Raw genomic sequence first — 24,598 nt, 5'->3', positions numbered from 1 at the left:
TTCTGAGTTACGTTCTTTAGAGCAAACTAACAAACCCTAATATTCGCCGGCACTAATTGAGGTGAGCTTTTCAATTCCAGAGGCAAAGCCGTTTTTGAAAATCACCTCTCCAGTCGCAGTGTCAATAATAGCCCCCCTCTCAGTTCTCTGCCAACCTCTACGATCAAGAAACTTATTATCGATGGCTCCAGTCAAAGCTTTTCTCTCAACATCCAAAAGCTCTCGCTTTTCTGTCGAAGATGATTGCCCCTCTCTAAGGTCAATATTCAAATTCTTGACGGATTTACATAGCTGTAGTTCAGAGGATAGTCCTTTATTAGCAGATACAAGATCGTATACCAGCCATTTCAAGGCTAGGTCTTCGATATTTTCAACCCAATCCAGCGTAGCTGGAGTTTTAGGCTTTTTAGCTAACGGATTAGCATTTTGCCAAGCGCTTATGAGTGCCCGATAAATTTCTCCAGTCTTGTTGTGGATAGACTGAGCTTTTGGAACGCCTCTTCCTTCCCCAAGTCGTGAAATCGTAGCTACGGAGAAATCTTTCGAGCCTCGACCATGCTGTTCCTGACAAATGGTATTGATTGCGTTCAAAGTCGCTCTTGCGCGGTCGTTCTTGGCTTCTGAGCAAAGCTTTTCAAATAACTCGTTAATATTCATTAGGTATCTCCTAGTAATGCACTCTGCCTAGATTGATCGAGTAGACATTTAATGGATTGCGATAGAGGCTCAAGAGTCTCTGCCCCTGATAAATCGTTAAGCTGTATTTCACCTGTCATCAGACGGTCAATATCAGACCAACTTTCAACTCTATCCATCAGTAATTTAGTAAGCTGGTTGCCAATACTTAATTGTTGCTCCTTGTTTAAACGGAACATTGCAGGGGACAGTCCATTTTTATCAACAAGTTGGTCGAGCATCTGAGATCTCAGTGGTAAGGCTCTTGAGGCACTTGCACCACTGTAGATGGAGGCATTTTCACAAATGTGGCTCAGAAGCCTGAAATTAGTTTTTGACTCTTGAAGCTCAAAATCAACTTTTGCGAATGACTCGGATACGATCAGTTGCTTGCCATTACCAATATCATACTCATTGAGTAATGCCATACATTGTTTGATCAGAGTCACCAGGGATGACATATCGCACAATAATACGTCGAGCTTGGTTGCTCGTTCTTCATGATCTGAATGTGCTTTTGATAACTCTGATTTTTTGGTGAAGGGTTCGCCTGATATTTCACAGTCATACTGCTCATCTTCTAATTGCTGCATACGCTCTTGGCAAACGATATGTTCATCATTAACCACTTGGATTTCGAGTGATATTTCATTAGCTAAAGCCTGCAAGCCACCAACAAAAGCGGGGCCTGTGACGAAATAACGGCACTTGATACAGTTACGTCTACCCAAATAACCGGCGGGAGTAGGAGAATTATCCGGTTTGCCATCCTCGCCTACTCCTCCACTATCGCACGCTCCACCACCCATTGGGCAAATACCTTTGTCAGAGAATTGATACGCCGTTATCGGCCAAGAGTCATCAACCCGCTGGAAGAAAACTTGATCTCTGCCGATCAGTTCGCTGCGAGCCTGTTCAATGTTACGATCCAGAATTGTATCTTCTAACTGTTGAGCACTTTTGGCTAAAGCTCGTTTTTCAGCTTCGCCCAGTTCGCGGCGTATTTCTCCTGAACTTACCTTGGTGTAGTAAATGGTCATCACAATGGATGCATGACCAACGAGCTTTGAAACCACTTGCAACGGAACTCCACCATCAACCACATACGCAGTAATGAGGCTGACACGCATTGAATGAGGTGTATATTCGGTTTTAAGTTTGTTTTTCCCATGACGATTTACAAGCGGAAAGTCGTTATTTTGGATTTCATACAAAACTTTTGGTAAATAATGGTAAAAAGCGTTTGCTGTGCGATATGGAGAAACCTTGTCAGAGCATGGGTCTCTAAATAGAAAGGCTTGCTTTTCTCTTGCTTTGAGCATCTTAATGTTTTGTTTTCTTGGGAGCTTTATTTCATCCCAGCCAGTTAGGCTCTTAAGAGGGTTATACTTGGATTGCCAGATCCTGAGTTTAATTATAATCACTGCAAGATCATGAGGTATGTAGGGTATAGAATATGTTGGTTTTTCTAGTGATGTTTTGTTTGTTGTAACAAACATACCTAAGCCATCAGGGTATCTTTTAATAAAACCGAAACTCTTCTTTTTTTGCCCTGCAATAGTATTTGCATTTTCAACCCATGTTATATTACCAGTATTATCGAACACTGGAATCGACTTATCAGCTTCCCCCGAATCAAGCCACAATATTTGCTGGCCTCTCAACGGGACTGAAAGCAATGTGAATAATGCGATCGCCCTAGCAGGACACCACATTTGATATACCTCTTTTCCCTTATGTATTTTAACTCTCCAAACGCAATCTGGATCAAGCTTATCTATGCAATTCAAGCTCACATCAAACCAATCAGCTGTAAACATATCATGCAAATGTTTAAAGTCTGAGAAATTACTGTTCATGTCAGGAAACATAAATGATTTTGCTTTTTCTATATATACAAATGGCAAGGCAGGTTTTACAGACTCATCAGGTCTATATCTAGTTAGACCACCACCAAATTCTTTTAGAATTGTCTTTAAAGGATTCCTAAACCCCGGCAAAATAAATGAGTCGCCATCGTCCGTTTGATCAGTGCAATATTCTTCCAGTATGAAGTCAAAAAAACTAGATATCATATTATGATATCTTTGTTGTTGATAGTTCAACAAACCATATATAAAAGACCTGTATCTAATCACATTAAAATCATAATCTTTATGTAGCACTTGTGATGGTACTTCAGGTGGTTTTTCTGATTTAAAATAGTCAATATAAAACTTATTCAACGAGTAATCTAAGGTGCTCATTTGACTGACATTTTTTGAGAAAGCTTTTTTTGCACTTAACCAACCTTCATTCATCGACATAGGTTTTTCTATTTTTAAAAAGGAATACCAATCAATCCAATCTCTTTTGTATTTGTTTTCAGGGCTCATACATAACATGGAGTCTTCTTTGTACCTCTTTCTGTATTCAGCTCGATTTTTTATTCCTAGTTTTGAAGCCGCATTAGATGCTTCTTGAATGGTAGGATACTTCTGATAAGAATTAAGAAAGTCCGAAAATCCAGTCCATTCACATCTATAAATCAAAGCAGGATCTGAAGGTAGAAGTTTGTCTAACTTATATCGTTTTTGGTATTCTTTTGCAGTCTTAATACCTAGTTTTAAAGCCGCCTTAGATGCTTGTCTTAATGTCTCATATCTTTCAATTTCAGTCTTTAAGAAGGACTGCCATGAGAGCCAAGAATCGCCGTAGTACACGTGAGGCGAGCAATGTAGAAGCGGATCTAGTTTGCGGAGTTTATGGTAATCTCTTCCAGTTTTTATACCTAATAATATTGCAGCTTTTGATGCCTCTTCTATGGATTCGTAGTACACAAACTTTTCTTTGCATAAAAAGCTGTACCAATTAACCCATTCATTTTTATAAAATTTAGACGGGTGTGATGGAAGCTTTGGATCTTCTTTGTATCTTTTGAAGTATTGTATTTGACTGCGAATCCCTAAATTAAAAACAGATTTAGAAGCCTCACTTAAAGATTTATAGTATTCGACAGGGTCATTTCCTAAAAAATTAGCCCAACCTTTCCATTCGTTTTTATACTTTTGATCTGGCTTTAATGGGAGTCTAGGATCTTTATGTTTTTTCCTCTTGTAATCAGCCCTATTTAAAATGCCAATATTAATAGCTGATTTAGATGCCTCTGCAAAAGAAAGGTATGGCTTAACTCCAGTCATTAAAAACTCTTTCCATCCAGTCCATTCGCTCGAATAGGCTCTACTCACATTTAATATCAACCGAGGATCTTCTTTATACCTCTCTTTATACTCCTTAGATGTTTTAATTCCCATTTCTTGAGCTTTTTTTTGTGCTTCATAATATGTGTATTTATTTTTGTTAGATTTCATTTTAACTCCGATAAAAACTGCAGATTGATACTGGAGTTGGTCAAAGCGGTTTGTTCCGCATTTTTTAATTGACGCCTGACTTCCTTTTCGGTTGGTTGTGTATAAACCTGCTGGCTCTGGATGGACGAATGATGCATGGCCGTTTTAATAACAATCGAAGGTACACCTGATTCAGCCAAATTCTGGCCGTAACGGTGACGATCAGCGTGAGGTGTCGTACAGGCTTCTTTGCTGTACTCCAAACCTATTCGTTCAACGGCTCGTTTACGCGATTCAAAGTAGCTTTTAATCGTATAGGGTGTACCTTCGCGGGATGTGAAAGCATACGGGTGTTCCTGCCCCTTTTTTGGAGGAAACCGCTGATACATTAAGTACATTTTCCATAGCAAGAAAAATTGCTCCTTCGCTTTTTCGGGAAAGAACTCGACTGTAAAGAACTTACCTTTAACGTTCGTTAGCATAGAGTTTTTCCAGCCAGCAAATCGCTTTTGCGAAGCTGGGTATTCATTGCGTGGCTTCAATCCGAAATGCTTTTGTAAATACTCTCGACGAGTCATCCGATCATCTATTGGGGCCAAGCCTAGCGATGGGTGATATACCTTGACAGCTCTTTGAGTTTTGCCGCCCAATTGAAGCTCTACAATATCCTGAACGTAAATGTGACAAACCTCGCTGATTCTCAGTCCTCCGTAGTGCATAAGGATGGTTATAAGCACATCCCTAAGGTTCAACCGTTCGTGAATGACCTTGCAGTGCTCCTTGCCTGGATAGACGAATCCTTGATAAAGAAGATCGTTAATACGTCCATCTGGGAATGCTTTTGCGATGTCATAGATACCCACTGACAATGTCTTGTTTCGAGCCTTAACCTGACGCACCTTACTGTTCTTTAACGTCGCATCCTGTCGTTTCCAGAGGTGAGACAGGAATGCTCTATCACGTTTTTGGTAATAGGCAGCCCAGTTCAATCGCTGCTCGAAAGGGGAGGCATCCCTGAATGGATTCAGTGTGTAACCTTCATCCTCATTTACTTCGGAGAGGTAATCGGTGTAGTGAGTTATCAAATTGATAAGGAAGTTAGCGTCTGGCTCTTTTCTTGGCTGCCAGCGAAGTCCTGATGGATCTGAGCCATCATTGCCCACTGTTCCAGTAAACAAAGCATTGCTGAATTCCCGAAACATATCCTTAGGCTTTTCGAAGACCCCCTTGTTCGCATTCATGTAATCAAGCAATAGCCTGACCGCGAACACAGATCGATTCTTCCAGCTTTCACTTTTATGCCTGAACGCAAGCAGGTAATTAAGGTAACTCTTCAACACCCCTTCACTGGTAACTATGACCGGAGTCTCAACTTGGGTTCCCGTGTTGTCGAGAGTAATTCGTGCTTTTAAGGCTGTACTTGAATGCATTAGGCATGATATCTCTTTATATACTATATATTAGATAGTATGAGGTAATATTCAGCAGGTTGAGCAATAATTTTTCTCTAAGATTCTCTAAATCAATATGTAAGTGTTCTAATACCTGACTTATAGTAGATCTACCTATGGGGTATTAACCTTCAAACAATATTTCACTCGATATAACGCGATGTTGATTATCAAGAAAGAGTACTAAAAAATTTTCCCGAGATTTATCACGCAACACACTCGCCAGATAACGTCGAGTATGAGCAGGGCTGGTTAATGCATCTTCCTTTTGAATAACTTCCATCAAATAACGCTGCTGCATCTCCAACATGGCTTGCAATAACGCATATTTTGCCGGTCCCAAGCCTTTATGCTGACAAAAGGCTTTTTTGTCCGCCAACAATAGCCCCCGCAGCGAACCAAACTCTTGCAGGAGATAATCGGCCAGTTCAATGGCATTCATTCCTTTAATGCCCGTGCGTAAGAAAATCGCCAGAAGCTCGGCATCACTTAATGCTTCTGCGCCTCTATCTAACAATTTCTCGCGGGGGCGCGAGGTTTCTGGCAGCGCTAGAATATTCATCCCTGCTCCTCTTATAAAGGTACACCTAATATCAAAGCAACGCGTCTACCTCAACAAAGCTGTGCTACAAAGCCGAGCACGCTATCTTGCAGCAGAAATTGATATGCCACTCATTCATGAATTCCTTGAGATAGCGCCACTTAATGCCAGCGTCAATTCATGTTATCTTGTCGCCAGACGTTGCCATTGGCATCCATCGTCCAGCTAATCAGAGAGACCCCATGCAAACACTGGCAGGAAAAAACATCTTACTTGGCATTAGTGGTGGCATTGCTGCTTATAAATGTGCCGAATTGACTCGTCGCCTCAGCGAACGCGGTGCGAGCGTACGTATCGTGATGACAAAGGCCGCACAAGAGTTCATTACCCCATTAACACTGCAAGCTGTATCTGGCCACCCGGTATCCGATAGTCTATTTGATCCCGCAGCGGAAGCCTCTATGGGGCATATCGAACTAGCAAAATGGGCTGACTTGGTCGTATTAGCACCCGCTACCGCCGATCTGATTGCTCGCTGTGCTGCAGGAATGGGCAATGATCTACTCACCACCCTAGTGCTGGCGACTGAGGCTCCCGTCGCCATCGTGCCTGCCATGAACCAACAGATGTATCGCCACCCAGCCACACAAGCAAACATTCAAACTCTCGCTCAGCGAGGACACCCTATTTGGGGCCCTGCCAGTGGCGAGCAAGCATGTGGTGATACCGGGCCGGGACGTATGCTTGAGCCAATGCAAATCGTGGCAGAAGTTGAACACTTCTTTCGACCACGCCATGACTTTTCCGGCATTAAGTTGCTACTCACCGCAGGCCCGACGCGCGAAGCTCTCGATCCAGTACGTTATATCAGCAACCACAGCTCAGGAAAAATGGGCTTTGCCATTGCAGCGGCCGCAGCCAAATACGGCGCAGAGGTCACCCTTATCGCTGGCCCAGTAAGTCAAGCCACACCCGCTGGCGTGGCTCGGATCGACGTTAATAGCGCCCAAGAGATGTATGCTGCTGCTATGCAGCATGCGACATCGCATGACATTTTTATTGGCTGTGCGGCCGTAGCGGACTACCGTGCGGCAACGGTTAGTCCGGAAAAGATGAAGAAGCGAGCGGATAACGATCAGCTCACCTTAACCTTGGTAAAAAATCCTGACATTATTGCCAGTATTGCAGCCTTAAGCTCTTCGCGCCCATTCACCGTCGGTTTTGCTGCAGAAACACAAAAAGTGGCGGATTACGCACAGAGTAAACTGAAACGCAAAAACCTTGATTTAATCTGTGCCAATGATGTCTCCATTCAGGGGCAAGGCTTTAATAGTGATAGTAACGCCCTGCACCTCTACTGGCCGCAAGGTGACAAAGCCTTGCCTTTAGCCAGCAAAGCTCAACTGGGAGAACAACTGATTGAAGAAATTGTTGCGCTCTTTCAAACCACAACACACCCGTAATATTCACGCACGAGAACTAGCATGAAAAAGATTGATTTAAAAATCCTCGACTCACGTATTGGTAATGAGTACCCATTACCGGCTTATGCGACAGAAGGCTCTGCGGGCCTCGATCTGCGTGCATGTTTAGATGATGCACTCACGGTTGAACCGGGTCAAACGCACTTGATCCCAACAGGGCTTGCGATTCATATTGGTGATCCGACCATCGCTGCGACCATTTTACCTCGTTCCGGGCTTGGCCATAAGCATGGTATCGTTTTAGGTAACCTTGTTGGATTGATCGATTCGGATTACCAAGGACAGTTGATGGTATCAGTATGGAACCGTGGCCAAGAGATGTTTGTTGTAGAACCGGGTGAACGCATAGCACAAATGGTCTTTGTTCCAGTTATTCAGGCAGAGTTTAATCTTGTCGAAGATTTCGACGCTTCATGTCGTGGTGAAGGCGGATTTGGCCACTCTGGCAGAAAATAGTCGGCCGAGGGATTTTCGCTCCCTTATTGTGAATTAGGCCTTTGTCACTCAACTATTTTGTTATTTAAAAAGGACACGTTAACCATGGCAGGCACAAAAAAAATAAACCGCCGTGAGCAAATCCTGCAATCTCTTGCAAGCATGCTGGAATCAAATCAGGGTAGTCAACGCATCACCACCGCCAAACTGGCTGCCGAAGTGGGGGTGTCTGAAGCCGCGTTATACCGCCACTTCCCGAGTAAGGCGAAGATGTTTGAAGGGCTGATCGCCTTTATCGAAGAGTCACTGTTCGAGCGCATTAATCGCATAACCGAAGATGAGAAAGATACCCTACGCCGTATTTACCTTATTCTTCGGCTTTTACTGGCATTTGCAGAGCGAAACCCAGGATTAACTCGTATCATGACTGGCCATGCACTGATGTTTGAACAAGACAAACTTCAAGCGCGTATTAATCAAATGTTTGAACGCATCGAATTAATGCTGCGCCAAGTGCTCCGTGAACGCCAGCTTCGCGAAGGCAAAGGCTTCCCGGTTGATGAACGTATTTTAGCAGCGCAACTATTAGGCCAAGTTGAAGGCAGCTTTAACCGCTTTGTGCGATCCAACTTTAAATATCAACCAACAGAAGATTTTGAAGCCTACTGGGAACTGCTAACGGCACAGATTAAGTGACCGTCTCGCACTTTGCGCAGAACCGCTTCACTATACAGCCATAAAAAACGCCAGTCCGAAGACTGGCGTTTTTATTATTGATTTGATGCCGGATTAAATGCCGTACTCAGCACGGTACGCTTTTACCGCCTCTAAATGCTCTGTCGCATTGCCTTTCTCTTCTAGGTAGGTCACTAAATCGCCTAACGAGACAATCGAGATAACCGCACAGCCAAAGTCGCGCTCCACTTCTTGAATCGCTGACAGCTCGCCTTTGCCTTTTTCTTGACGATCAATCGCGACCAATACGCCCGCTAAATCTGCGCCATTGGCTTGAATGATTTCCATTGACTCACGAATTGCAGTCCCCGCGGTGATGACGTCATCCACCAACATAATGCGCCCTTCCAACGGGCTACCGACCAAGTTGCCCCCTTCACCGTGATCTTTGGCCTCTTTGCGATTAAAACAGTAAGGTGTATCTACATCATGATGATCGGCCAACGCCACCGCCGTGGTGGTCGCAATCGGAATCCCTTTATAAGCAGGGCCAAATAGAACATCAAACTCGATGCCAGACTCTGCCAATGCAGCAGCATAAAAGCGACCAAGGCGGGCCAAATCACGGCCGGTGTTGAAAAGACCAGCGTTAAAGAAATAAGGGCTCTTACGGCCAGACTTCAAAGTAAACTCACCAAACTTCAATACTTCTTTTTCTAAGGCAAATTCAATAAACTCACGCTGGTATGCTTTCATTTTTCTCTCTCTAAATAAAAAGTCTAATCGTCTAAACGGTTCATCAATGTGTATCAAGCTGCCTCTAAAATAGAGCGCTTTATAAGTCGCGCACTACCCTCCTTAGCGCTAGCGCTTAAGAAACCGAGGCAAAAAAATAGCCCCCAATTGGGAGCCATTAATAAATCAGTTGGCTAGCGCTAGCTTCTGCGCTTCAACAATGTCGGCAACGCCTTTCTTGGCCACCGCCAACAGCTCCAACAACTCTTCGTGTGTAAAAGGTACGCCCTCTGCTGTGCCCTGCACTTCGATCATGCGGCCATCTTCAGTCATCACCACATTCATATCAGTATCAGCAGCTGAGTCTTCCACATATTCCAAATCACACAAAACCTCTTCCGCCACAATGCCCACAGACACCGCTGCGACGTGTCCCGTCATTGGGTTCGCTTTTAGTTTGCCACTATCTACTAACGTTTGGAATGCATCAGCCATTGCCACACTCGCACCCGAGATAGACGCCGTACGTGTACCGCCATCGGCTTGAATTACATCACAATCAACAGTGATCATAATCTCACCCATCGCTTTAAGATCAACAACGGCACGAAGGCTACGCGCGATCAGGCGCTGAATTTCCATGGTACGCCCACCCTGCTTACCACTGGCCGCTTCACGACGAGTACGTGAGTGCGTGGCGCGCGGTAGCATGCCATATTCTGCCGTTACCCAACCTTTACCCTGACCTTTTAGCCAACGAGGGACATTTTCTTCGATTGATGCATTACACAACACTTTCGTATTGCCGAACTCAACAAGCACAGAACCTTCTGCATAGGCCGTATAATTACGGGTAATTTTGATTGGGCGAATTTGATCCGCCTTGCGATCATTTGGACGCATGGGCATCTACCTTATATAGAAGGGGGGACGTATTTGATTGGAGCAGAATTATAAAGGAATTGACGCCGTAAAGCTATGTACAACATTCACCACCTTTGCACGTTATTCTCGCTATCATTACCCTGCCCCACCCTTGATGCGCCATCCGCAGCGAGGCCGCCCGCTTTGTGCTACTATTGCGGCGCGTTATTTTCAATAGATAGTAAATAGGAAAATTCGATGATTTATAGTATGACCGCTTATGCTCGCAAAGAGGTAAAAGGGGATTGGGGCACTGCCATTTGGGAAATTCGTAGCGTTAACCAACGTTACTTAGAGACCTACTTCCGCCTACCTGAGCAATTCCGTGGATTAGAACCTGTGCTGCGCGAACGCTTCCGCAAGCGCCTTGCTCGCGGAAAGGTAGAGTGCGCATTGCGTTTTGAAGCCAACCCTGCTGCAAAAGGTGAGCTCACCATTAATGAGACCCTTGCTAAGCAGGTAATTGCCGCAGCAAATCAAGTAATGAACTTAACCGGCGAAGAGAGTCGCTTAAATCCGTTTCAGATCATGCAATGGCCCGGCGTTATGGAAACACCTGAGCAAGATATGGATACGGTAAACAAAGATCTCCTCGCTGCCTTTGACGACGCAGTTGGCGAATTCATCGACGCGCGTGGCCGCGAAGGCGAAAACATGAAAGCACTGATTGCCCAGCGCCTCAGTGCCATTACCGATGAAGTGGTGAAAGTGCGTGCCCGCATGCCTGAAATTATTGAATGGCAACGCGAGCGCCTTATCGCTAAATTTGAAGACAGCAATATCGAACTCGACCCATCGCGTATGGAGCAAGAGCTGATCTTGCTGGCACAAAAATCGGATGTTGCTGAAGAGCTTGACCGTCTAGATTCTCACGTTAAAGAAGCAAGCAACATTCTCAAGAAAGGCGGCGCTTGTGGTCGTCGTTTAGACTTTATGATGCAAGAGTTTAACCGTGAATCAAATACACTGGCCTCAAAATCAATCAGCACAGACATCACCGCATCAGGGGTGGAGCTAAAAGTGCTAATTGAGCAAATGCGCGAACAGATCCAGAATATTGAATAAAGGTTTTTGAATCTCCTTGAGATAACTTAATCTTACCAAGCCCCTGTTCTTAGGGGCTTGGTAATCTCGCAAAAAAGCAGAGACGCTCTGCCTTTCTCTTCACTCGTTATTGCAATGACCGCCATTAGGGTCTTTGCGCTGAAACTCCATTACGCCACCGCGCCCAACCTCAATATCACAACACGCTGTTAAACGCTCTCGTAGCTTCACTCGGCCTCGCTGGATGCGGCTTTTGGCACCAGATAGAGAAAGGCCTAATTGATCTGCCACGGCTTGCTGCGTAACCCCATCGAGTTCAGCCAATTGAAGAGGAAGGCGGTACTTGTCTGGCAACTCCTCAATAAGCGGACCGAGGCATTGCGCCAGCTCGCGATGGGCTTTTTCTCCAGAGTCGAGCTCTTCTGCTACTAAACTCTCTGGCAGTTCATCATAAGATTGATGGCGTCGGTAATAGTCCATGATGGCGTTATAAGCAATGCGGTATAGCCATCCAGTCAAACTGCCGCGTGATTTTAACTGGTGTAAGTTGGTGCTGGCTTTGATGTAGACGTCTTGCAAAATATCGTCGACAGCATCGGCGTCTTTAACACGCTTACTAATGTAGCTCCGCAGTTGCACTTTATGATTTTGCCAATCAGATAACATAGGTACCTCAAACAATATGATATATTGATGCATTCAGATTATGACGCAACAGCCGACATAAAGACGCAAAAAAATTTCATGCTGCACCTATTCGCACATAGGAAATGCGCTACAATTTAGCAGCACGCCCTATTCTTACTCTTGGTTTATGTATTTAAAAACGCAAACATCCTAAAGTACACTGCGTGTTATCGCCTCAACATCAGAAATAAGCTGAAAATTTCATCAGTTTGCGGATTCAAATTTGCCGCTGTTCATGATACCCTGCGCGACCTTCTTACACTTGGTGAGCATCAACATGGGCAAAGGTACGCTATATATCGTCTCTGCACCGAGCGGCGCAGGGAAATCCAGCCTGATTTCAGCGCTGATCGAAAAAAATCCTACTTATACGTTAAAAGTGTCGGTATCACACACCACACGTGGGATGCGCCCAGGTGAAAAAGATGGCATTCACTACAATTTCGTCTCTGCGGATGATTTTAAAGCACTCATTCAGAAAGAGTCTTTTCTGGAGTGGGCTGAAGTGTTTGGTAATTACTATGGCACTTCACGCCCTTGGATTGAAGACAACTTAAATAAAGGCATTGATGTTTTTCTCGATATTGATTGGCAAGGCGCCCGTCAAATCCGTGAAAAAATGCCACAAGCACGCAGTATTTTCATTCTGCCGCCGTCTCGTCCTGAGCTTGAACGCCGTTTGACCACCCGTGGTCAAGACAGTGATGAAGTGATTGCCCGCCGAATGTCTGAGGCATGTTCTGAGATTTCCCATTACAATGAATATGATTATGTCATTGTTAATGACGATTTTGATGTTGCCGTCATGGATATGAAGGCAATTCTTCGCGCCGAACGCCTAAAACAAGACAAGCAGAGCGAAAAGCATACTGCGATGTTGAAAGGCCTACTGGCAGAAGATTAAACAATTTTGTACAATTTTCTCTTATTTTTATTAATTAACCACTGGAGTCCTCGATGGCACGCGTAACTGTTCAAGATGCTGTTGAAAAAATTGGTAACCGTTTCGACCTTGTATTGGTCGCAGCGCGTCGCGCACGTCAAATGCAGACTGGTGGCAAGGATCCACTGGTACCAGAAGAAAATGACAAGACCACTGTAATCAGTCTTCGTGAAATCGAAGAAGGTCTTATCAACAAAGATGTGCTAGATGCACGTGAGCGCCAGGAGCAACAAGAGCAGGAAGCCGCTGAACTGGCTGCTGTGAGCTCTATCGCTGGCGACCGCTGATTCAGGAAGCAGACAGTTTGTATCTGTTTGAAAACCTGAGAAGCTCCGCAGCACAATACCTGCCAGAGCCTCATCTTGAGGCTCTTCGGCAGGCGTATCTCGTTGCGCGAGACGCCCACGAAGGTCAATTCCGTACTAGCGGTGAACCCTATATTGTTCACCCTATCGCCGTGGCGCAAATTCTGGCTGAAATGCGCTTAGACCATGAGACCCTCATGGCGGCCCTACTTCACGATGTTATTGAAGATACTGAAGTCACCAAGGAAGATCTGACGGACCGTTTTGGTGCGACAGTGGCTGAATTGGTCGATGGTGTCTCAAAGCTTGATAAGCTGAAATTTCGCGATCGCAAAGAAGCACAAGCTGAAAACTTTCGCAAAATGATCATGGCAATGGTGCAGGATATTCGCGTTATCCTCATTAAGCTCTCTGATCGTACCCACAACATGCGTACCCTTGGTGCCCTGCGTCCCGATAAAAAACGTCGCATCGCTAAAGAAACGCTAGAAATCTTCTCCCCCCTTGCACACCGCTTAGGCATCCATAACATCAAAGTTGAGCTCGAAGAGCTAGGATTTGAAGCCCTTTACCCCAATCGCTATCGCATCTTAAAAGAAGTGGTCAAAATAGCGCGTGGCAACCGTAAAGAGATGATTTCAAAAATCCACTCAGAGATCGAAGGCCGTTTAGTCGATGCTGGGATCAACGGGCGTGTTTTTGGGCGCGAAAAGAACCTGTTCTCCATCTACAACAAGATGAAAAGCAAAGAGCAGCGTTTCCATTCCATTATGGATATCTATGCATTTCGCGTCATCGTTGAAGATCTCGACACCTGTTATCGCGTTTTAGGCCTAGCGCATAACCTGTATAAGCCGCGCCCAGGACGAATGAAAGACTACATCGCGGTACCGAAAACCAACGGCTATCAGTCATTACACACCTCCATGGTAGGCCCACATGGCGTGCCAGTTGAAGTGCAGATTCGCACCGAAGAGATGGATCAGATGGCCGACCGTGGTGTCGCAGCGCACTGGGCTTACAAAGATGGCGAGCGCAACAGCGGCAATACGGCCCATGTTAAAGCACAACGCTGGATGCAAAGCCTGCTCGAGCTACAGCAAAGTGCCGGTAACTCATTTGAGTTTATTGAAAACGTCAAATCCGACCTCTGCCCCGATGAGCTGTTTGTCTTTACCCCGAAAGGACGTATTGTCGAACTTCCTGTTGGTGCAACTGCCGTTGACTTCGCCTATGCGGTACATACTGACATTGGTAATGCCTGCGTTGGCTGTAAAGTGGATCGCCAACCTTACCCGCTTAGTAAGCCACTAAAGAACGGACAAACCATTGACGTGATCATCGCCCCAGGCGCACGCCCGAACGCAGCTTGGCTCAACTATGTGGTCACTGCACGTGCACGCACCAAGATCCGTCAAGTATTAAAAACCATGAAACGCGAGGAGTCCGTCAATCTTGGCCGACGCCTACTCAATCATGCACTTGGCGAGCTTAAAATTGATGATATCAATCAAGGCAATCTTGCGACGATTTTGGCTGAATTAAAACTCGATAGCATGGATGATTTACTTGCCTCAATTGGGCTGGGTGAATCGATGAGTATCGTTATCGCCCGACGTCTGCTGGGCAATGCTGAAGAGCTTACCAATACTGAAGAGAACCGCCTCCCTATTCGTGGTGCCGATGGCATTTTGCTCAATTATGCAAACTGCTGTCATCCCATCAAAGGGGACCCTATCATTGGTCATATTAGTCCTGGACGAGGGCTGGTTATTCACCGTGAAGAGTGCGCCAATATCCGCGGCTACCGACACGAGCCCGATAAATACATGGCGGTAGAGTGGAGCGATGATGTTCAGCAGGAGTTTATCTCCGACCTGCGTATTGATGTGCACAATCATCAAGGCGCATTAGCGGATCTGACCAACACCATCGCCGCGACGGGGTCCAATATTCAAGGCCTATCCACAGAAGAGAAAGATGGCCGTCTCTATACTGTCACGGTGCGTCTCACCACCACGGATCGCGTCCATCTGGCCAATATCATGCGCCGCATACGTGTGATGCCAAACGTGGTGAAAGTTTCACGGCAACGAAACTAATCTACTGATAAAAATGTAATAATATTAAATACGCCCCAGATGAGTTCTCGTCGGGGCGTTTTGTTTGAGAAGACTATGAGCCCAGAACGATTTGCACGAATCCAAGATGTGCTAAAAGCCCGTCAGACCGATTTAACCCTGTGTCTTGAAGAAGTACACAAACCCAACAATGTCTCAGCCATCATCCGCACAGCCGATGCCGCTGGCCTACACCGCGTTCACGCTGTCTGGCCAACACAAGAGATGCGTACCTTAAGCCATACCTCTGCTGGTGCAAGGAATTGGGTTGAAGTTCAAACCCACCCAACCGTCACCGATGCCTTTACCCACTTAAAAGCGCAAGGGATGCAAGTTCTGGTAACAAACCTCTCTGATAGTGCGGTTGATTTTCGTGAAATAGACTTCACTAAACCGACAGCCGTTGTCTTGGGTAACGAAAAGACCGGCATCTCAAAAGAAGCATTAGCCGCAGCCGATCAAGACATCATCATCCCGATGGTTGGCATGGTGCAGTCACTCAATGTTTCCGTTGCTAGCGCCCTTGTGCTCTACGAAGCGCAGCGTCAACGCTCACTGGCAGGCATGTACAACCGTACTCATAGTGCCATTCCAGCAGAAGAGATTAACCGCATTTTATTTGAACGCGGTCATCCTGTATTAGCGAAAGTCGCTAAACGCAAAGGCCTCGCATACCCTCACATTGATGACCAAGGCCAAGTTGTCGCAGACGACGCATGGTGGGCCGCGATGCAAGCAGGCAAATAACCCTTCCTGTGGGGCCTCTTGGCTGGCCCCTCTATAAATAAAGCACGCAACAAGCAACGACTTTGCCAACTGTACGGTTATCCAGTATATTTAGCCCTATACCAGACTCAATGGGGGGCCTATGGCAGCAGGAATGTTGGATGCAGTTGAATTAACCAGCCTTACAGGCGTGGGCGCAAAAGTCGCAGAGAAATTACATCGCATTGGCATCTTTTCTGTGCAAGATCTACTCTTTCACCTCCCATTGCGCTACGAAGACCGCACGCGTGTTTACCCGATCATTTCAGCCATGCCAGGGCAATACCTCACCGTCAGTGGCGAAATTATCGATAGCCAAATCAGCATGGGGCGTCGGCGTATGCTCACAGTGCGACTAAACGATGGCAGTGCCAGCATCACCTTGCGCTTCTTCAATTTTACCGCAGCAATGAAGAATGGTTTTACGCCGGGCCTACAGATAAAAGCCTATGGTGAAATCAAGCGTGGTAAGTTTGGGCTTGAAATGGCCCATCCAGAATACCGCACCTTCTCCGCGCCAACGGAACTGCAACTGGAAGAAACGTTAACCCCCGTTTATCCAACCACAGACGGCCTGCGCCAACAGACCTTGCGCAATTTAACTGACCAAGCCCTCGCCCTACTCGACAAAGCCGCCGTCCCTGAATTGCTTCCTGCTGGGCTCTATCATCACCAACTCAGTATGAATCAAGCCCTGCATATTCTGCATCGTCCAACGCCTGACATTGCCTTGCAGCAGCTCGACAGCGGTCAACACCCAGCACAGCAGCGCTTAATCCTTGAAGAGCTGTTAGCACAAAACTTGTCGATGCTCGCGGTACGTAGCAAAGGGCAACAAGATCGCGCTGTTACGCTAGCAATGTCGACTCAATTGAAGCCGAAGCTGCTGGCAGCCCTTCCCTTCAGCCCAACAGGAGCGCAGACGCGCGTCGTTAATGATATCGAGCACGATTTAACACAACCTCATCCCATGATGCGCTTAGTTCAAGGCGATGTGGGCTCAGGCAAAACCTTGGTTGCCGCTCTTGCAGCGCTGACGGCCATTGAGCAAGGCTATCAAGTCGCACTAATGGCCCCAACGGAACTGTTAGCCGAACAACATGCCATCAACTTTGCCGCTTGGTTAAACCCGCTGGATATTGAAGTGGGCTGGATGGCGGGCAAACTGAAGGGCAAGGCGCGTGAAAAGGAGTTAGAAAAGATCCGCTCTGGGCAAGTAAAAATGGTGATAGGCACGCATGCCCTATTTCAAGAACAGGTCGAATTTGAACACCTAGCATTAATCATTATTGATGAACAGCACCGCTTTGGTGTTAGCCAACGCCTTGAACTGCGGCAAAAAGGGGCAAAATACCAGCAGTACCCACACCAACTCATTATGACCGCAACGCCGATACCTCGAACGCTCTCTATGACGGCGTACGCTGATCTCGACACCTCTGTCATTGATGAACTCCCACCTGGACGTACCCCAATACAGACCGTTGCATTGCCTGATAGCCGCCGCAACGCCATTATCGATCGCGTACGTCACGCCTGCTTAGACGAAGGCAAACAGGCGTACTGGGTCTGCACCCTAATTGATGAATCCGAAGTATTGGAAGCCCAAGCCGCTTCTGATACCGCTGAAGAGCTCGCCGCTTTATTGCCAGAACTAAACATCGGTTTGGTGCACGGCAGAATGAAGGCATCAGAAAAACAAGCCATCATGAGCCAGTTTAAGGCTGGCGAATTACATCTACTGGTTGCAACAACCGTGATTGAAGTTGGGGTTGATGTTCCCAACGCGAGCTTAATGATCATCGAAAACCCCGAGCGCCTTGGGTTAGCTCAGTTACATCAGCTCAGGGGGCGAGTAGGACGAGGAACCGTGGCAAGCCATTGCGTCTTGCTATATAAAGCGCCGTTATCAAAAACAGCCCAGCAACGCCTTGGCGTTTTACGCGATAGCAATGATGGCTTTGTGATCGCGCAACGAGATTTAGAGATACGCGGCCCCGGCGAGTTGCTTGGTACAAAACAAACCGGACTGGCCGATTTTAAGGTCGCTGACTTGGTCAGAGATCAACACCTCATTCCTCAGGTACAAAAAATCGCTCAGCACATCTGGCAACAGCATCGCCCCAATGCCAACGCGATCATTGAACGCTGGCTAGGGCAACGAGAAAACTACTCAAATGCTTAAATTAGAGATGAATGGCCAATGTGAACAGTGACAACGCGCAAGTAAAGACCTTGCGCACAAGACACCAATTATTGATATCAGCCTAACCCGAGCCGTTGCTTAATCCACAGAACTAAGCCTCCCACTATGAGCCATGCCAGTATTCCAAGCATAATGGCATAGTTAGTACCGACATAGCGCAGAGAAAAATACACCGTTAAAGCAAACGCAAACACGGTTGGAATCCCAAAACAGGTGTATAACGCAATCTGCTCAGCTTGCTTAACATCCAGTTGGGGAAACAAAAAGTAGTAGCCCAATGCAGTCACCGCTGGAAATAACACCACAATACCCGCTAAGGAAGCTGGCAGTACACGCCCTAAATACGACACAGTCACAATCATACTGCCACCAGCGACAAATCGGGATAACACTTCTAACAACACAATACACTCTCTACAAAGATACACTTCACAGCGATGGCACCACTCCCTTAAAGGGTCGTACTATACCTTCGCCTTTTTTTTCAATGGCAAACGGAGTTGAACCTGCAACCCACCATCACTTCGGTTTCGAACATCAATCGTCCCTTCGTGCTGATCCATTATCCGCTTTACGATGGCCAAGCCAAGTCCTGTGCCTTCGCTTGCCTTTCCGCGTGCATCGTCCCCTCGAGTTAACGGCTGAAACATCTTATCCACTTGGTCGGTAGGAATTCCTGGACCATTATCCTCAATACAGACCCACAACCAGCGGCGATCAGCGCTCAACCCACAGCTTAATTTTACCCAACCATTGCCATAGCGTTTGGCATTGACCACTAAATTCGTAATACAACGCTTAATGGCAACGGTATCGCCTTTTACCCCGGCAGGCAAAAGCGACAAGTCGAGATCATAATGATGGTCATAACTACTATGCATCTCCAACTCAGCCACTTCGTCTAACACCGCATTCATATCGACATTTTCAGCTTTATGCTCTGTTGTTGATTTCAAGTAGGCCATAAACTGGCTAATGATCTCATTACACTCTTCAGTATCTTTTATCATGCTATCAGCCAAATAGCTTTCTTGCTCTGACATCATCTCCGTCGCTAGACGGATCCGCGTTAGTGGCGTGCGGATATCATGACTGACCCCAGCCAATAATAACGCTCGGTCATCTTCCAGTTGCTTAATACTGTGCGACATCTGATTGAAAGCCCGTGTGACAGAGCGAATTTCTGAAGCGCCCCGCTCAGGAAGTGGTGATGGATAATGACCCCTAGCAACCTGAAGCGCAGCATGCTCCAAATCCTTTAACGGCCGATTCTGCAAACGAATAAATAACCATCCACCCGCTATCACTACTAAGGTAATGATTAGGCTGTAGTAGAACAGTGGTGAGATATCATCTTCTTGCAGTTCGGACAAAGGCACGCGCAAATACTGGCCCGGCATTGCGCTCACATTCAACCATAGAACGTAACTATCCGCCCCCAGCACCAAGCGCACTTCCGTCTCAACCCCAAGTTCGTCACTCATCTCCTGACTAAGGTACTCTACCGGCGTGGCACTGCGATACTCGACAAAGAGAGGATCGCTGTCGATATGCGCGCTCACCCCCAGTTGCTCCAATAACTCTCGGCGCAATGGGGTATCGAGATGAATCGTTTGGCCTGAATCGAGCTTAACGTCCTCATTTAACATTAGACGTACTTCGTACGCCAATATACGGTTAAATTGGTGCAAGCTTGGCAATAGCGCGTAATTTAATACAGTGAGATAAGAGAAAATTTGGCTTGTTATCAATAACCCAGCCAACAAAATCAAACTTCGAGTAAAAGTACTATGAGGCAAAAATCGCATCATCTTCAGCTCCAATTAGGCTCACCTAAATAGCAAATGCCCGGCTATTATGGCCGGGCATCAAAACATGGTTTCAGCGTTTAAGCATCGGCACCATCAGGCACGAAGACATAGCCTAAACCCCACACCGTCTGAATATAACGCGGGCGACTTGGGTCTTCTTCAATCATGCGACGCAAACGTGAAATTTGCACATCAATAGAGCGTTCCATGGCTGAATATTCACGTCCTCGCGCCATGTTCATCAACTTATCACGTGACATCGGCTCACGCGCATTGCTCACTAGCGCTTTTAGCACCGCAAATTCACCCGATGTTAGCGGCATTGGCTCTTCGTTGCGGAACATCTCTCGCGTACCAAGATTTAAGCGGAACTCACCAAACTCAACCACTTTAGAATCAACACTTGGTGCGCCCGGCGCTTCAACATTCTGACGACGCAACACCGCACGAATACGCGCAAGAAGTTCCCGTGGATTAAACGGCTTTGGTAGATAGTCATCTGCGCCTACCTCTAGCCCTACAATACGATCAACTTCATCGCCTTTTGCCGTCAGCATAACAATCGGAAGGTTATTGTTGGCATTACGAAGGCGGCGACAAATAGACAAGCCATCCTCGCCCGGTAGCATGAGATCAAGCACCATTAGGTGAAATGTTTCACGTGAAAGCAATCGATCCATCTGCTCGGCATTAGAGACACTACGTACCTGGAAGCCTTGCTCAGACAAATAACGCTCTAACAACGCGCGCAAACGCATATCATCATCGACAACCAGTACTTTGAAATTTTCCTGCATTTTTCTTACCTGCACTTGACTTGCATTCTGCATCTAAGCTGAGTTTACCTAAAAAAAAACTCAGGGTAGACAAATTAATGTTACGGGCTGTGTCGAGTATACCGCAACTGATACTCGAATCCTGATATAAGGTCTGGAACCGCTGCGTATCTGCACACCACTAACGTGCTAAAAGCCAAAAACGAGACATATTTCACGGTTTTATTATCTATGCTCTCACATATCACCTTCCCCTGAAACAGCCCTTTACTGTTGAGCATATTAATAACCATGCCATGCATTTTAACTGACGAAATTGGCGTACATAACAAAGCACAGTATAGTAAAGGCCAATAGCACCGTGCCCGTCCTCGGATGGTCATCATCAAGTGGCAATACTGCAATGCTTACCCTGAGTGAGTAGGATAGAAAAGTGAAAACCAAATTAGTCACCCGCAAGGGTTACAATAAGCTTAAAGAAGAGCACGATTACCTGTGGGATGTAAAACGCCCAGAAATTACCAAAATTGTCACTTGGGCAGCAAGCCTGGGAGACCGCTCAGAGAATGCAGATTACACCTTTAATAAGAGGGTGTTACGGCAAATAGACAGGCGGGTTAGACACTTAAGAAAGTGCCTAAAAGAGTTACAAATCATTGATTATTCGCCACAACAAGCCGGAAAAGTCTTTTTTGGTGCTTGGGTGGAAATTGAGAACGAAGATGGTGAGCTAAAACGCTTTCAAATCGTCGGACCGGAAGAGATCTATGAGCGAAAAGATTGTATATCGATTGACTCTCCAATGGCACGCGCCCTATTAAAACGCGAGGTCGATGATGAGTTCGTGGTCAAAACCCCTGAGGGTGACAAAGAGTGGTTTATCAACAGTATTGAGTATGAAACAAGCTAAACCACGTAACGGTTTGAAAGCGATCACCTTCAAACCGTCACCTCTTATCGCTTGGACTTAGAAGTAATAACGAAGGCCAACCCAAACATCAGATTCCCAATCACTCTCTAGCTTGTGATTGTTGATTTTCATGGTTGTTTTCCCGTAATCAAGACGTGTATTTAGCCATACCGTCCGGTCTTCATTAATAGGAAGATTAAATGCAGCCTTAAATGCAAAATTATTCATATCCACACTATCACCTGACATGTCTTGATACTCAGGAATAAATGCTAAATGCGCACCTTTATTACCAATACGTTTAACTGCAAAAATACCTGCATTATAGCCATTAACATCTTCATCAACACCAGATAGTACTATATTACCTGTGGTGTAGCCTACTCGAGGAAAAATTAGGATACCTGCAGTATACTTAGGGTTGATCGATGCGATTGCACCAATTGACAATATATCATTTTTAATTTCAGTATCGACATTAATATAGTCAACAGAAAAGCCAACACTTGGTAACGACTCTGATGTTGTGTCTATAATATGAAAATACTGAAAGCGTGATTGAGCATAATTAGCACCAAAGCTATTATTCGCATTGTCACCATCAGAAACCAAATCAACCTCACCCAACAGGGCAAAGGATTGTGTTTCCGTTATCGCACCAGACACCTGGGCTTGTAACTGTACATTTGCATTACCACTGGCTAATATGGCCGCTTGAGAATAGAGCTTTGTAACGTTAGCTGGGTCGACATATTCTTCTGCATATGCGCCCAATGGCGAAGCAAGTAAAAAAGGTACAAGCAATAGTTTTTTCTGCATTTTAATATCATCAAGTTAGTGTAAGCATTCGTCCTTGACATAAATAAATCCATTTACGCTTGTAATAAAACTCACCATCATCTCGTCTCTAATAAGAGTCTGACAGTGGATATATCCTTTTAGTGGAAAGCAACTTATCACATCCATAATAAGCTAACAAACGTTGCTAATAATACCTAATATTAAATAGACGCTTTCTAACGAGCTTTATTAAATATACACATCAATATAATTGACGTGCATTATTTTAAGCGAGGGGATCCTATCACTGACTTATGCCAATTAAAAGCCCACACGGCTGCAATAAAGTCAATTAAATATTTTGACTATAAACAATAAGTGTGTGCAATAGGATATATTCGAATCTAATTCCACCCGCTTCCTGCTGAAATTAATAGCGTTAAAACAGTAACATAATGTCGATAAACGGCACAATATTGATATTTCCATTAAAAATGAGATCACCATCCTAGATAGACAACACTTTATTGACCACAATAAAAAGACTTCTACTTCAGAGTGTTGCGCTATGCGATTACTTATCGGTCTACTGATTTTTAGCACTTCCACCGTCGCGGCCAACTGGCAGCTGCGCATGGATAACGATATTCTGTTGCGAGATGATGGCGATTACTCCAACGGCTTAAGCTTGCGTCGTGCTTCTCACTCCTCATTACATGCCCAGCCCAGCGCCATTCGCTCACAAGGGCAATTATTGCCCGGCTCTGAGCAACGCATCCAGCAGTGGGCATTAGAGCACAAAATGTGGACTCCAAACGAGATCGCAATCTCCACCCCGCAACCCGACGACCGCCCCTATGCCGCAACGCTGAGCATACGTTCGATGCTCAGCAGTCAACACAACAACAACCATTATACCAACTGGATTGAAGCGGGAATCCTTGGCCCAAGCGCTCAAGGGGAGCGCGCGCAGAGACATGTTCACATGTGGACGGATTCCAGCGAACCACTCGGCTGGTCACATCAAGTACAAGACACCTTATTACTCAATGTTGGGATGGAGGGCGATTTCCCACTTTGGCGTCAGCCTAATCACCTGCTCAGCGTGCAGGCAGCCGCAGAATGGGGCACCACATCGCAATACCTGCAAGTGGGAACGAGCGCGATGTGGGGGAAAGGTATCGAGCCCGGCATCTTATCGTCTGTCTACGGTCTAGAGCCGCGTTTTCGCTATGCGACAAATCGGTACTTTCTCTATGCCGCTTTACGACAACGCTATGTACTTGAAGATAAAACAGTAACAGGAAGTGTAAACTACGCTAGCCGCGTCGATCTCACCCCGCACCAGACACTGCTATTATCTGGGCTCTATATTCAGTATCAACAATGGGCGACCGACATCAGCATGCGATATGGGCATAGTACCTTTCGCCCTTCCAGCGATAAATACAACGGCTATGCGTCGCTCGCCCTCTTGTGGTTTTATTAAGCTAAAGAATATGCGGCTTTAGTCCACATTGATCTTTAGCTCAGTATCTGACTCTTCACGCCCATCGCGAATCTCAAAGATTTTATCCGCTTTTTGCGCCATGCCCGGTGCTTGCTCCCAATCCACCGCGCGATAATGCCGCTCGCACATTCGCGCATTGGTCAGCTCATAATCTTCAATTCCCACGACATTGCCATCATGAAACCAGATCATATCAAAGCGAGTGGTACCGATCCCGCCACCTACGGTGCAATATTGCAACACTTCATAACGCCCATGTAGCTGACGATCTCCTGGCTCACCCAGTTGTTCAATCACCACCTGTCGCTCATCTCCAAAGTTAACCCGCGACATATCATAGTCAACTTTAGCGCAGCCACTTAATAGCAGTAACGCTGCATACCATCTCTTTTTCATATCATTACACACAGGAATAACAAGGCCACAGAGTATAATGGAGCACAAATAATCAGCCCAGCCCTAATTGATTTTTCCTCATTTTAACAGTGCGTG

At 45.9% G+C, this 24,598-nt stretch carries 22 protein-coding genes and 1 pseudogene; 11 read left to right on the top strand and 12 right to left on the bottom strand.

Translation table 11 applies throughout. The annotated features are described in order from the left end of the window. Positions 1-36: 36 nt before the first annotated feature. The 4 genes and pseudogenes from gmtX to ACKLNH_RS15615 all read right to left on the bottom strand — a co-directional run. Positions 37-657: a gamma-mobile-trio protein GmtX gene (gmtX, locus tag ACKLNH_RS15630; RefSeq protein WP_413113193.1), complete on the bottom strand. Its 621-nt coding sequence runs from the start codon at positions 655-657 to the stop codon at positions 37-39. Then, the gene (gene gmtZ, locus ACKLNH_RS15625) at positions 657-4,025 is read right to left on the bottom strand and encodes a gamma-mobile-trio integrase GmtZ (RefSeq protein WP_413113192.1); all 3,369 of its coding nucleotides are present in this window, start codon (positions 4,023-4,025) and stop codon (positions 657-659) included. Before gmtZ ends, gmtX begins: the two co-directional genes overlap by 1 nt. Continuing rightward, positions 4,022-5,434, bottom strand: a complete 1,413-nt coding sequence (gene gmtY, locus ACKLNH_RS15620; RefSeq protein ID WP_413113191.1) for a gamma-mobile-trio recombinase GmtY — start codon at positions 5,432-5,434, stop codon at positions 4,022-4,024. The genes gmtZ and gmtY overlap by 4 nt, the downstream gene beginning before the upstream one ends. 148 nt (positions 5,435-5,582) lie before the next feature. Next, positions 5,583-6,017, bottom strand: a pseudogene (locus ACKLNH_RS15615) (UPF0758 domain-containing protein); the annotation flags it as partial. A 221-nt stretch (positions 6,018-6,238) separates the two neighbouring features. Between ACKLNH_RS15615 and coaBC the strand changes: the two are divergent. The 3 genes from coaBC to slmA all read left to right on the top strand — a co-directional run bounded on the left by coaBC (position 6,239) and on the right by slmA (position 8,611). After that, positions 6,239-7,459 (top strand): bifunctional phosphopantothenoylcysteine decarboxylase/phosphopantothenate--cysteine ligase CoaBC, encoded by a 1,221-nt coding sequence (gene coaBC, locus ACKLNH_RS15610; protein ID WP_413113196.1) that lies wholly within the window; start codon positions 6,239-6,241, stop codon positions 7,457-7,459. 21 nt (positions 7,460-7,480) lie between these two features. Further along, positions 7,481-7,936, top strand: coding sequence for a dUTP diphosphatase (gene dut / locus ACKLNH_RS15605; protein WP_413113190.1), 456 nt, complete (start codon positions 7,481-7,483; stop codon positions 7,934-7,936). An 84-nt stretch (positions 7,937-8,020) separates the two neighbouring features. Then, positions 8,021-8,611 carry a nucleoid occlusion factor SlmA gene (gene slmA, locus ACKLNH_RS15600; RefSeq protein WP_413113189.1) on the top strand — a complete coding sequence of 197 codons (591 nt, stop codon included), beginning with the start codon at positions 8,021-8,023 and terminating at the stop codon, positions 8,609-8,611. Between the two features lie 93 nt (positions 8,612-8,704). Here the strand turns inward: slmA and pyrE are convergent, their stop codons facing one another. Together pyrE and rph are read right to left on the bottom strand one after the other, a co-directional pair. Then, complete coding sequence (gene pyrE / locus ACKLNH_RS15595; RefSeq protein ID WP_413113188.1) at positions 8,705-9,346, bottom strand: orotate phosphoribosyltransferase; 642 nt, start codon at positions 9,344-9,346, stop codon at positions 8,705-8,707. Between the two features lie 165 nt (positions 9,347-9,511). Then, positions 9,512-10,228, bottom strand: a complete 717-nt coding sequence (gene rph / locus ACKLNH_RS15590; RefSeq protein WP_413113187.1) for a ribonuclease PH — start codon at positions 10,226-10,228, stop codon at positions 9,512-9,514. A gap of 219 nt (positions 10,229-10,447) precedes the next feature. Here rph and ACKLNH_RS15585 point away from each other — a divergent pair, with 219 nt between their 5' ends. After that, positions 10,448-11,314 carry a YicC/YloC family endoribonuclease gene (locus tag ACKLNH_RS15585; RefSeq protein WP_413113186.1) on the top strand — a complete coding sequence of 289 codons (867 nt, stop codon included), beginning with the start codon at positions 10,448-10,450 and terminating at the stop codon, positions 11,312-11,314. Positions 11,315-11,413: 99 nt separating this feature from the next. Here the strand turns inward: ACKLNH_RS15585 and sigZ are convergent, their stop codons facing one another. Then, a complete protein-coding gene (sigZ, locus tag ACKLNH_RS15580; RefSeq protein WP_413113185.1) occupies positions 11,414-11,959 on the bottom strand; it encodes an RNA polymerase sigma factor SigZ in 546 nt (181 codons plus the stop codon). A 298-nt stretch (positions 11,960-12,257) separates the two neighbouring features. On the opposite strand from sigZ, the gene gmk reads away from it, so the two are divergent. The 5 genes from gmk to recG all read left to right on the top strand — a co-directional run bounded on the left by gmk (position 12,258) and on the right by recG (position 18,298). After that, positions 12,258-12,884, top strand: coding sequence for a guanylate kinase (gmk, locus tag ACKLNH_RS15575; protein WP_413113184.1), 627 nt, complete (start codon positions 12,258-12,260; stop codon positions 12,882-12,884). Positions 12,885-12,937: 53 nt separating this feature from the next. Continuing rightward, positions 12,938-13,210 carry a DNA-directed RNA polymerase subunit omega gene (gene rpoZ, locus ACKLNH_RS15570; RefSeq protein WP_413113183.1) on the top strand — a complete coding sequence of 91 codons (273 nt, stop codon included), beginning with the start codon at positions 12,938-12,940 and terminating at the stop codon, positions 13,208-13,210. Between the two features lie 17 nt (positions 13,211-13,227). Then, positions 13,228-15,330, top strand: coding sequence for a bifunctional GTP diphosphokinase/guanosine-3',5'-bis pyrophosphate 3'-pyrophosphohydrolase (gene spoT / locus ACKLNH_RS15565; RefSeq protein WP_413113182.1), 2,103 nt, complete (start codon positions 13,228-13,230; stop codon positions 15,328-15,330). Between the two features lie 75 nt (positions 15,331-15,405). Beyond that, positions 15,406-16,095, top strand: coding sequence for a tRNA (guanosine(18)-2'-O)-methyltransferase TrmH (trmH, locus tag ACKLNH_RS15560; protein WP_413113181.1), 690 nt, complete (start codon positions 15,406-15,408; stop codon positions 16,093-16,095). Positions 16,096-16,216: 121 nt separating this feature from the next. Further along, positions 16,217-18,298, top strand: coding sequence for an ATP-dependent DNA helicase RecG (recG, locus tag ACKLNH_RS15555; protein WP_413113180.1), 2,082 nt, complete (start codon positions 16,217-16,219; stop codon positions 18,296-18,298). Between the two features lie 77 nt (positions 18,299-18,375). On the opposite strand, the gene ACKLNH_RS15550 is transcribed toward recG, so the two are convergent. The 3 genes from ACKLNH_RS15550 to ompR form a co-directional block, all read right to left on the bottom strand. Further along, positions 18,376-18,723, bottom strand: coding sequence for a GlpM family protein (locus ACKLNH_RS15550; RefSeq protein WP_413113179.1), 348 nt, complete (start codon positions 18,721-18,723; stop codon positions 18,376-18,378). A 60-nt stretch (positions 18,724-18,783) separates the two neighbouring features. Continuing rightward, the gene (envZ, locus tag ACKLNH_RS15545) at positions 18,784-20,127 is read right to left on the bottom strand and encodes a two-component system sensor histidine kinase EnvZ (protein ID WP_413113195.1); all 1,344 of its coding nucleotides are present in this window, start codon (positions 20,125-20,127) and stop codon (positions 18,784-18,786) included. Positions 20,128-20,207: 80 nt separating this feature from the next. After that, a complete protein-coding gene (ompR, locus tag ACKLNH_RS15540) occupies positions 20,208-20,927 on the bottom strand; it encodes an osmolarity response regulator transcription factor OmpR (protein ID WP_413113178.1) in 720 nt (239 codons plus the stop codon). Between the two features lie 412 nt (positions 20,928-21,339). Here ompR and greB point away from each other — a divergent pair, with 412 nt between their 5' ends. Next, positions 21,340-21,816 carry a transcription elongation factor GreB gene (greB, locus tag ACKLNH_RS15535; protein WP_413113177.1) on the top strand — a complete coding sequence of 159 codons (477 nt, stop codon included), beginning with the start codon at positions 21,340-21,342 and terminating at the stop codon, positions 21,814-21,816. Between the two features lie 57 nt (positions 21,817-21,873). Here the strand turns inward: greB and ACKLNH_RS15530 are convergent, their stop codons facing one another. After that, positions 21,874-22,635 (bottom strand): hypothetical protein, encoded by a 762-nt coding sequence (locus ACKLNH_RS15530; RefSeq protein WP_413113176.1) that lies wholly within the window; start codon positions 22,633-22,635, stop codon positions 21,874-21,876. Positions 22,636-23,164: 529 nt separating this feature from the next. Between ACKLNH_RS15530 and ACKLNH_RS15525 the strand changes: the two genes are divergently transcribed. Further along, positions 23,165-24,085: a lipid A-modifier LpxR family protein gene (locus tag ACKLNH_RS15525; protein ID WP_413113175.1), complete on the top strand. Its 921-nt coding sequence runs from the start codon at positions 23,165-23,167 to the stop codon at positions 24,083-24,085. 18 nt (positions 24,086-24,103) lie between these two features. Here the strand turns inward: ACKLNH_RS15525 and ACKLNH_RS15520 are convergent, their stop codons facing one another. Then, entirely contained in the window at positions 24,104-24,502 is a 399-nt protein-coding gene (locus ACKLNH_RS15520) for a hypothetical protein (RefSeq protein WP_413113174.1), read from the bottom strand. Positions 24,503-24,598: the final 96 nt, after the last annotated feature.

The organism is Thaumasiovibrio clandestinus, assembly GCF_047250365.1.
Taxonomy (GTDB): Bacteria; Pseudomonadota; Gammaproteobacteria; order Enterobacterales; family Vibrionaceae; genus Thaumasiovibrio.
The sequence above is the reverse complement of the archived record's forward strand: the minus strand, read 5'-3'. Positions and strand labels throughout refer to the sequence as shown.

Coding starts and splice junctions, on each gene's coding strand:
- gmtX (WP_413113193.1), bottom strand. CDS start 657: ATGAATATTAACGAGTTATTTGAAAAGCTTTGCTCAGAAGCCAAGAAC.
- gmtZ (WP_413113192.1), bottom strand. CDS start 4,025: ATGAAATCTAACAAAAATAAATACACATATTATGAAGCACAAAAAAAA.
- gmtY (WP_413113191.1), bottom strand. CDS start 5,434: ATGCATTCAAGTACAGCCTTAAAAGCACGAATTACTCTCGACAACACG.
- coaBC (WP_413113196.1), top strand. CDS start 6,239: ATGCAAACACTGGCAGGAAAAAACATCTTACTTGGCATTAGTGGTGGC.
- dut (WP_413113190.1), top strand. CDS start 7,481: ATGAAAAAGATTGATTTAAAAATCCTCGACTCACGTATTGGTAATGAG.
- slmA (WP_413113189.1), top strand. CDS start 8,021: ATGGCAGGCACAAAAAAAATAAACCGCCGTGAGCAAATCCTGCAATCT.
- pyrE (WP_413113188.1), bottom strand. CDS start 9,346: ATGAAAGCATACCAGCGTGAGTTTATTGAATTTGCCTTAGAAAAAGAA.
- rph (WP_413113187.1), bottom strand. CDS start 10,228: ATGCGTCCAAATGATCGCAAGGCGGATCAAATTCGCCCAATCAAAATT.
- ACKLNH_RS15585 (WP_413113186.1), top strand. CDS start 10,448: ATGATTTATAGTATGACCGCTTATGCTCGCAAAGAGGTAAAAGGGGAT.
- sigZ (WP_413113185.1), bottom strand. CDS start 11,959: ATGTTATCTGATTGGCAAAATCATAAAGTGCAACTGCGGAGCTACATT.
- gmk (WP_413113184.1), top strand. CDS start 12,258: ATGGGCAAAGGTACGCTATATATCGTCTCTGCACCGAGCGGCGCAGGG.
- rpoZ (WP_413113183.1), top strand. CDS start 12,938: ATGGCACGCGTAACTGTTCAAGATGCTGTTGAAAAAATTGGTAACCGT.
- trmH (WP_413113181.1), top strand. CDS start 15,406: ATGAGCCCAGAACGATTTGCACGAATCCAAGATGTGCTAAAAGCCCGT.
- recG (WP_413113180.1), top strand. CDS start 16,217: ATGGCAGCAGGAATGTTGGATGCAGTTGAATTAACCAGCCTTACAGGC.
- envZ (WP_413113195.1), bottom strand. CDS start 20,127: ATGCGATTTTTGCCTCATAGTACTTTTACTCGAAGTTTGATTTTGTTG.
- ompR (WP_413113178.1), bottom strand. CDS start 20,927: ATGCAGGAAAATTTCAAAGTACTGGTTGTCGATGATGATATGCGTTTG.
- ACKLNH_RS15530 (WP_413113176.1), bottom strand. CDS start 22,635: ATGCAGAAAAAACTATTGCTTGTACCTTTTTTACTTGCTTCGCCATTG.
- ACKLNH_RS15525 (WP_413113175.1), top strand. CDS start 23,165: ATGCGATTACTTATCGGTCTACTGATTTTTAGCACTTCCACCGTCGCG.
- ACKLNH_RS15520 (WP_413113174.1), bottom strand. CDS start 24,502: ATGAAAAAGAGATGGTATGCAGCGTTACTGCTATTAAGTGGCTGCGCT.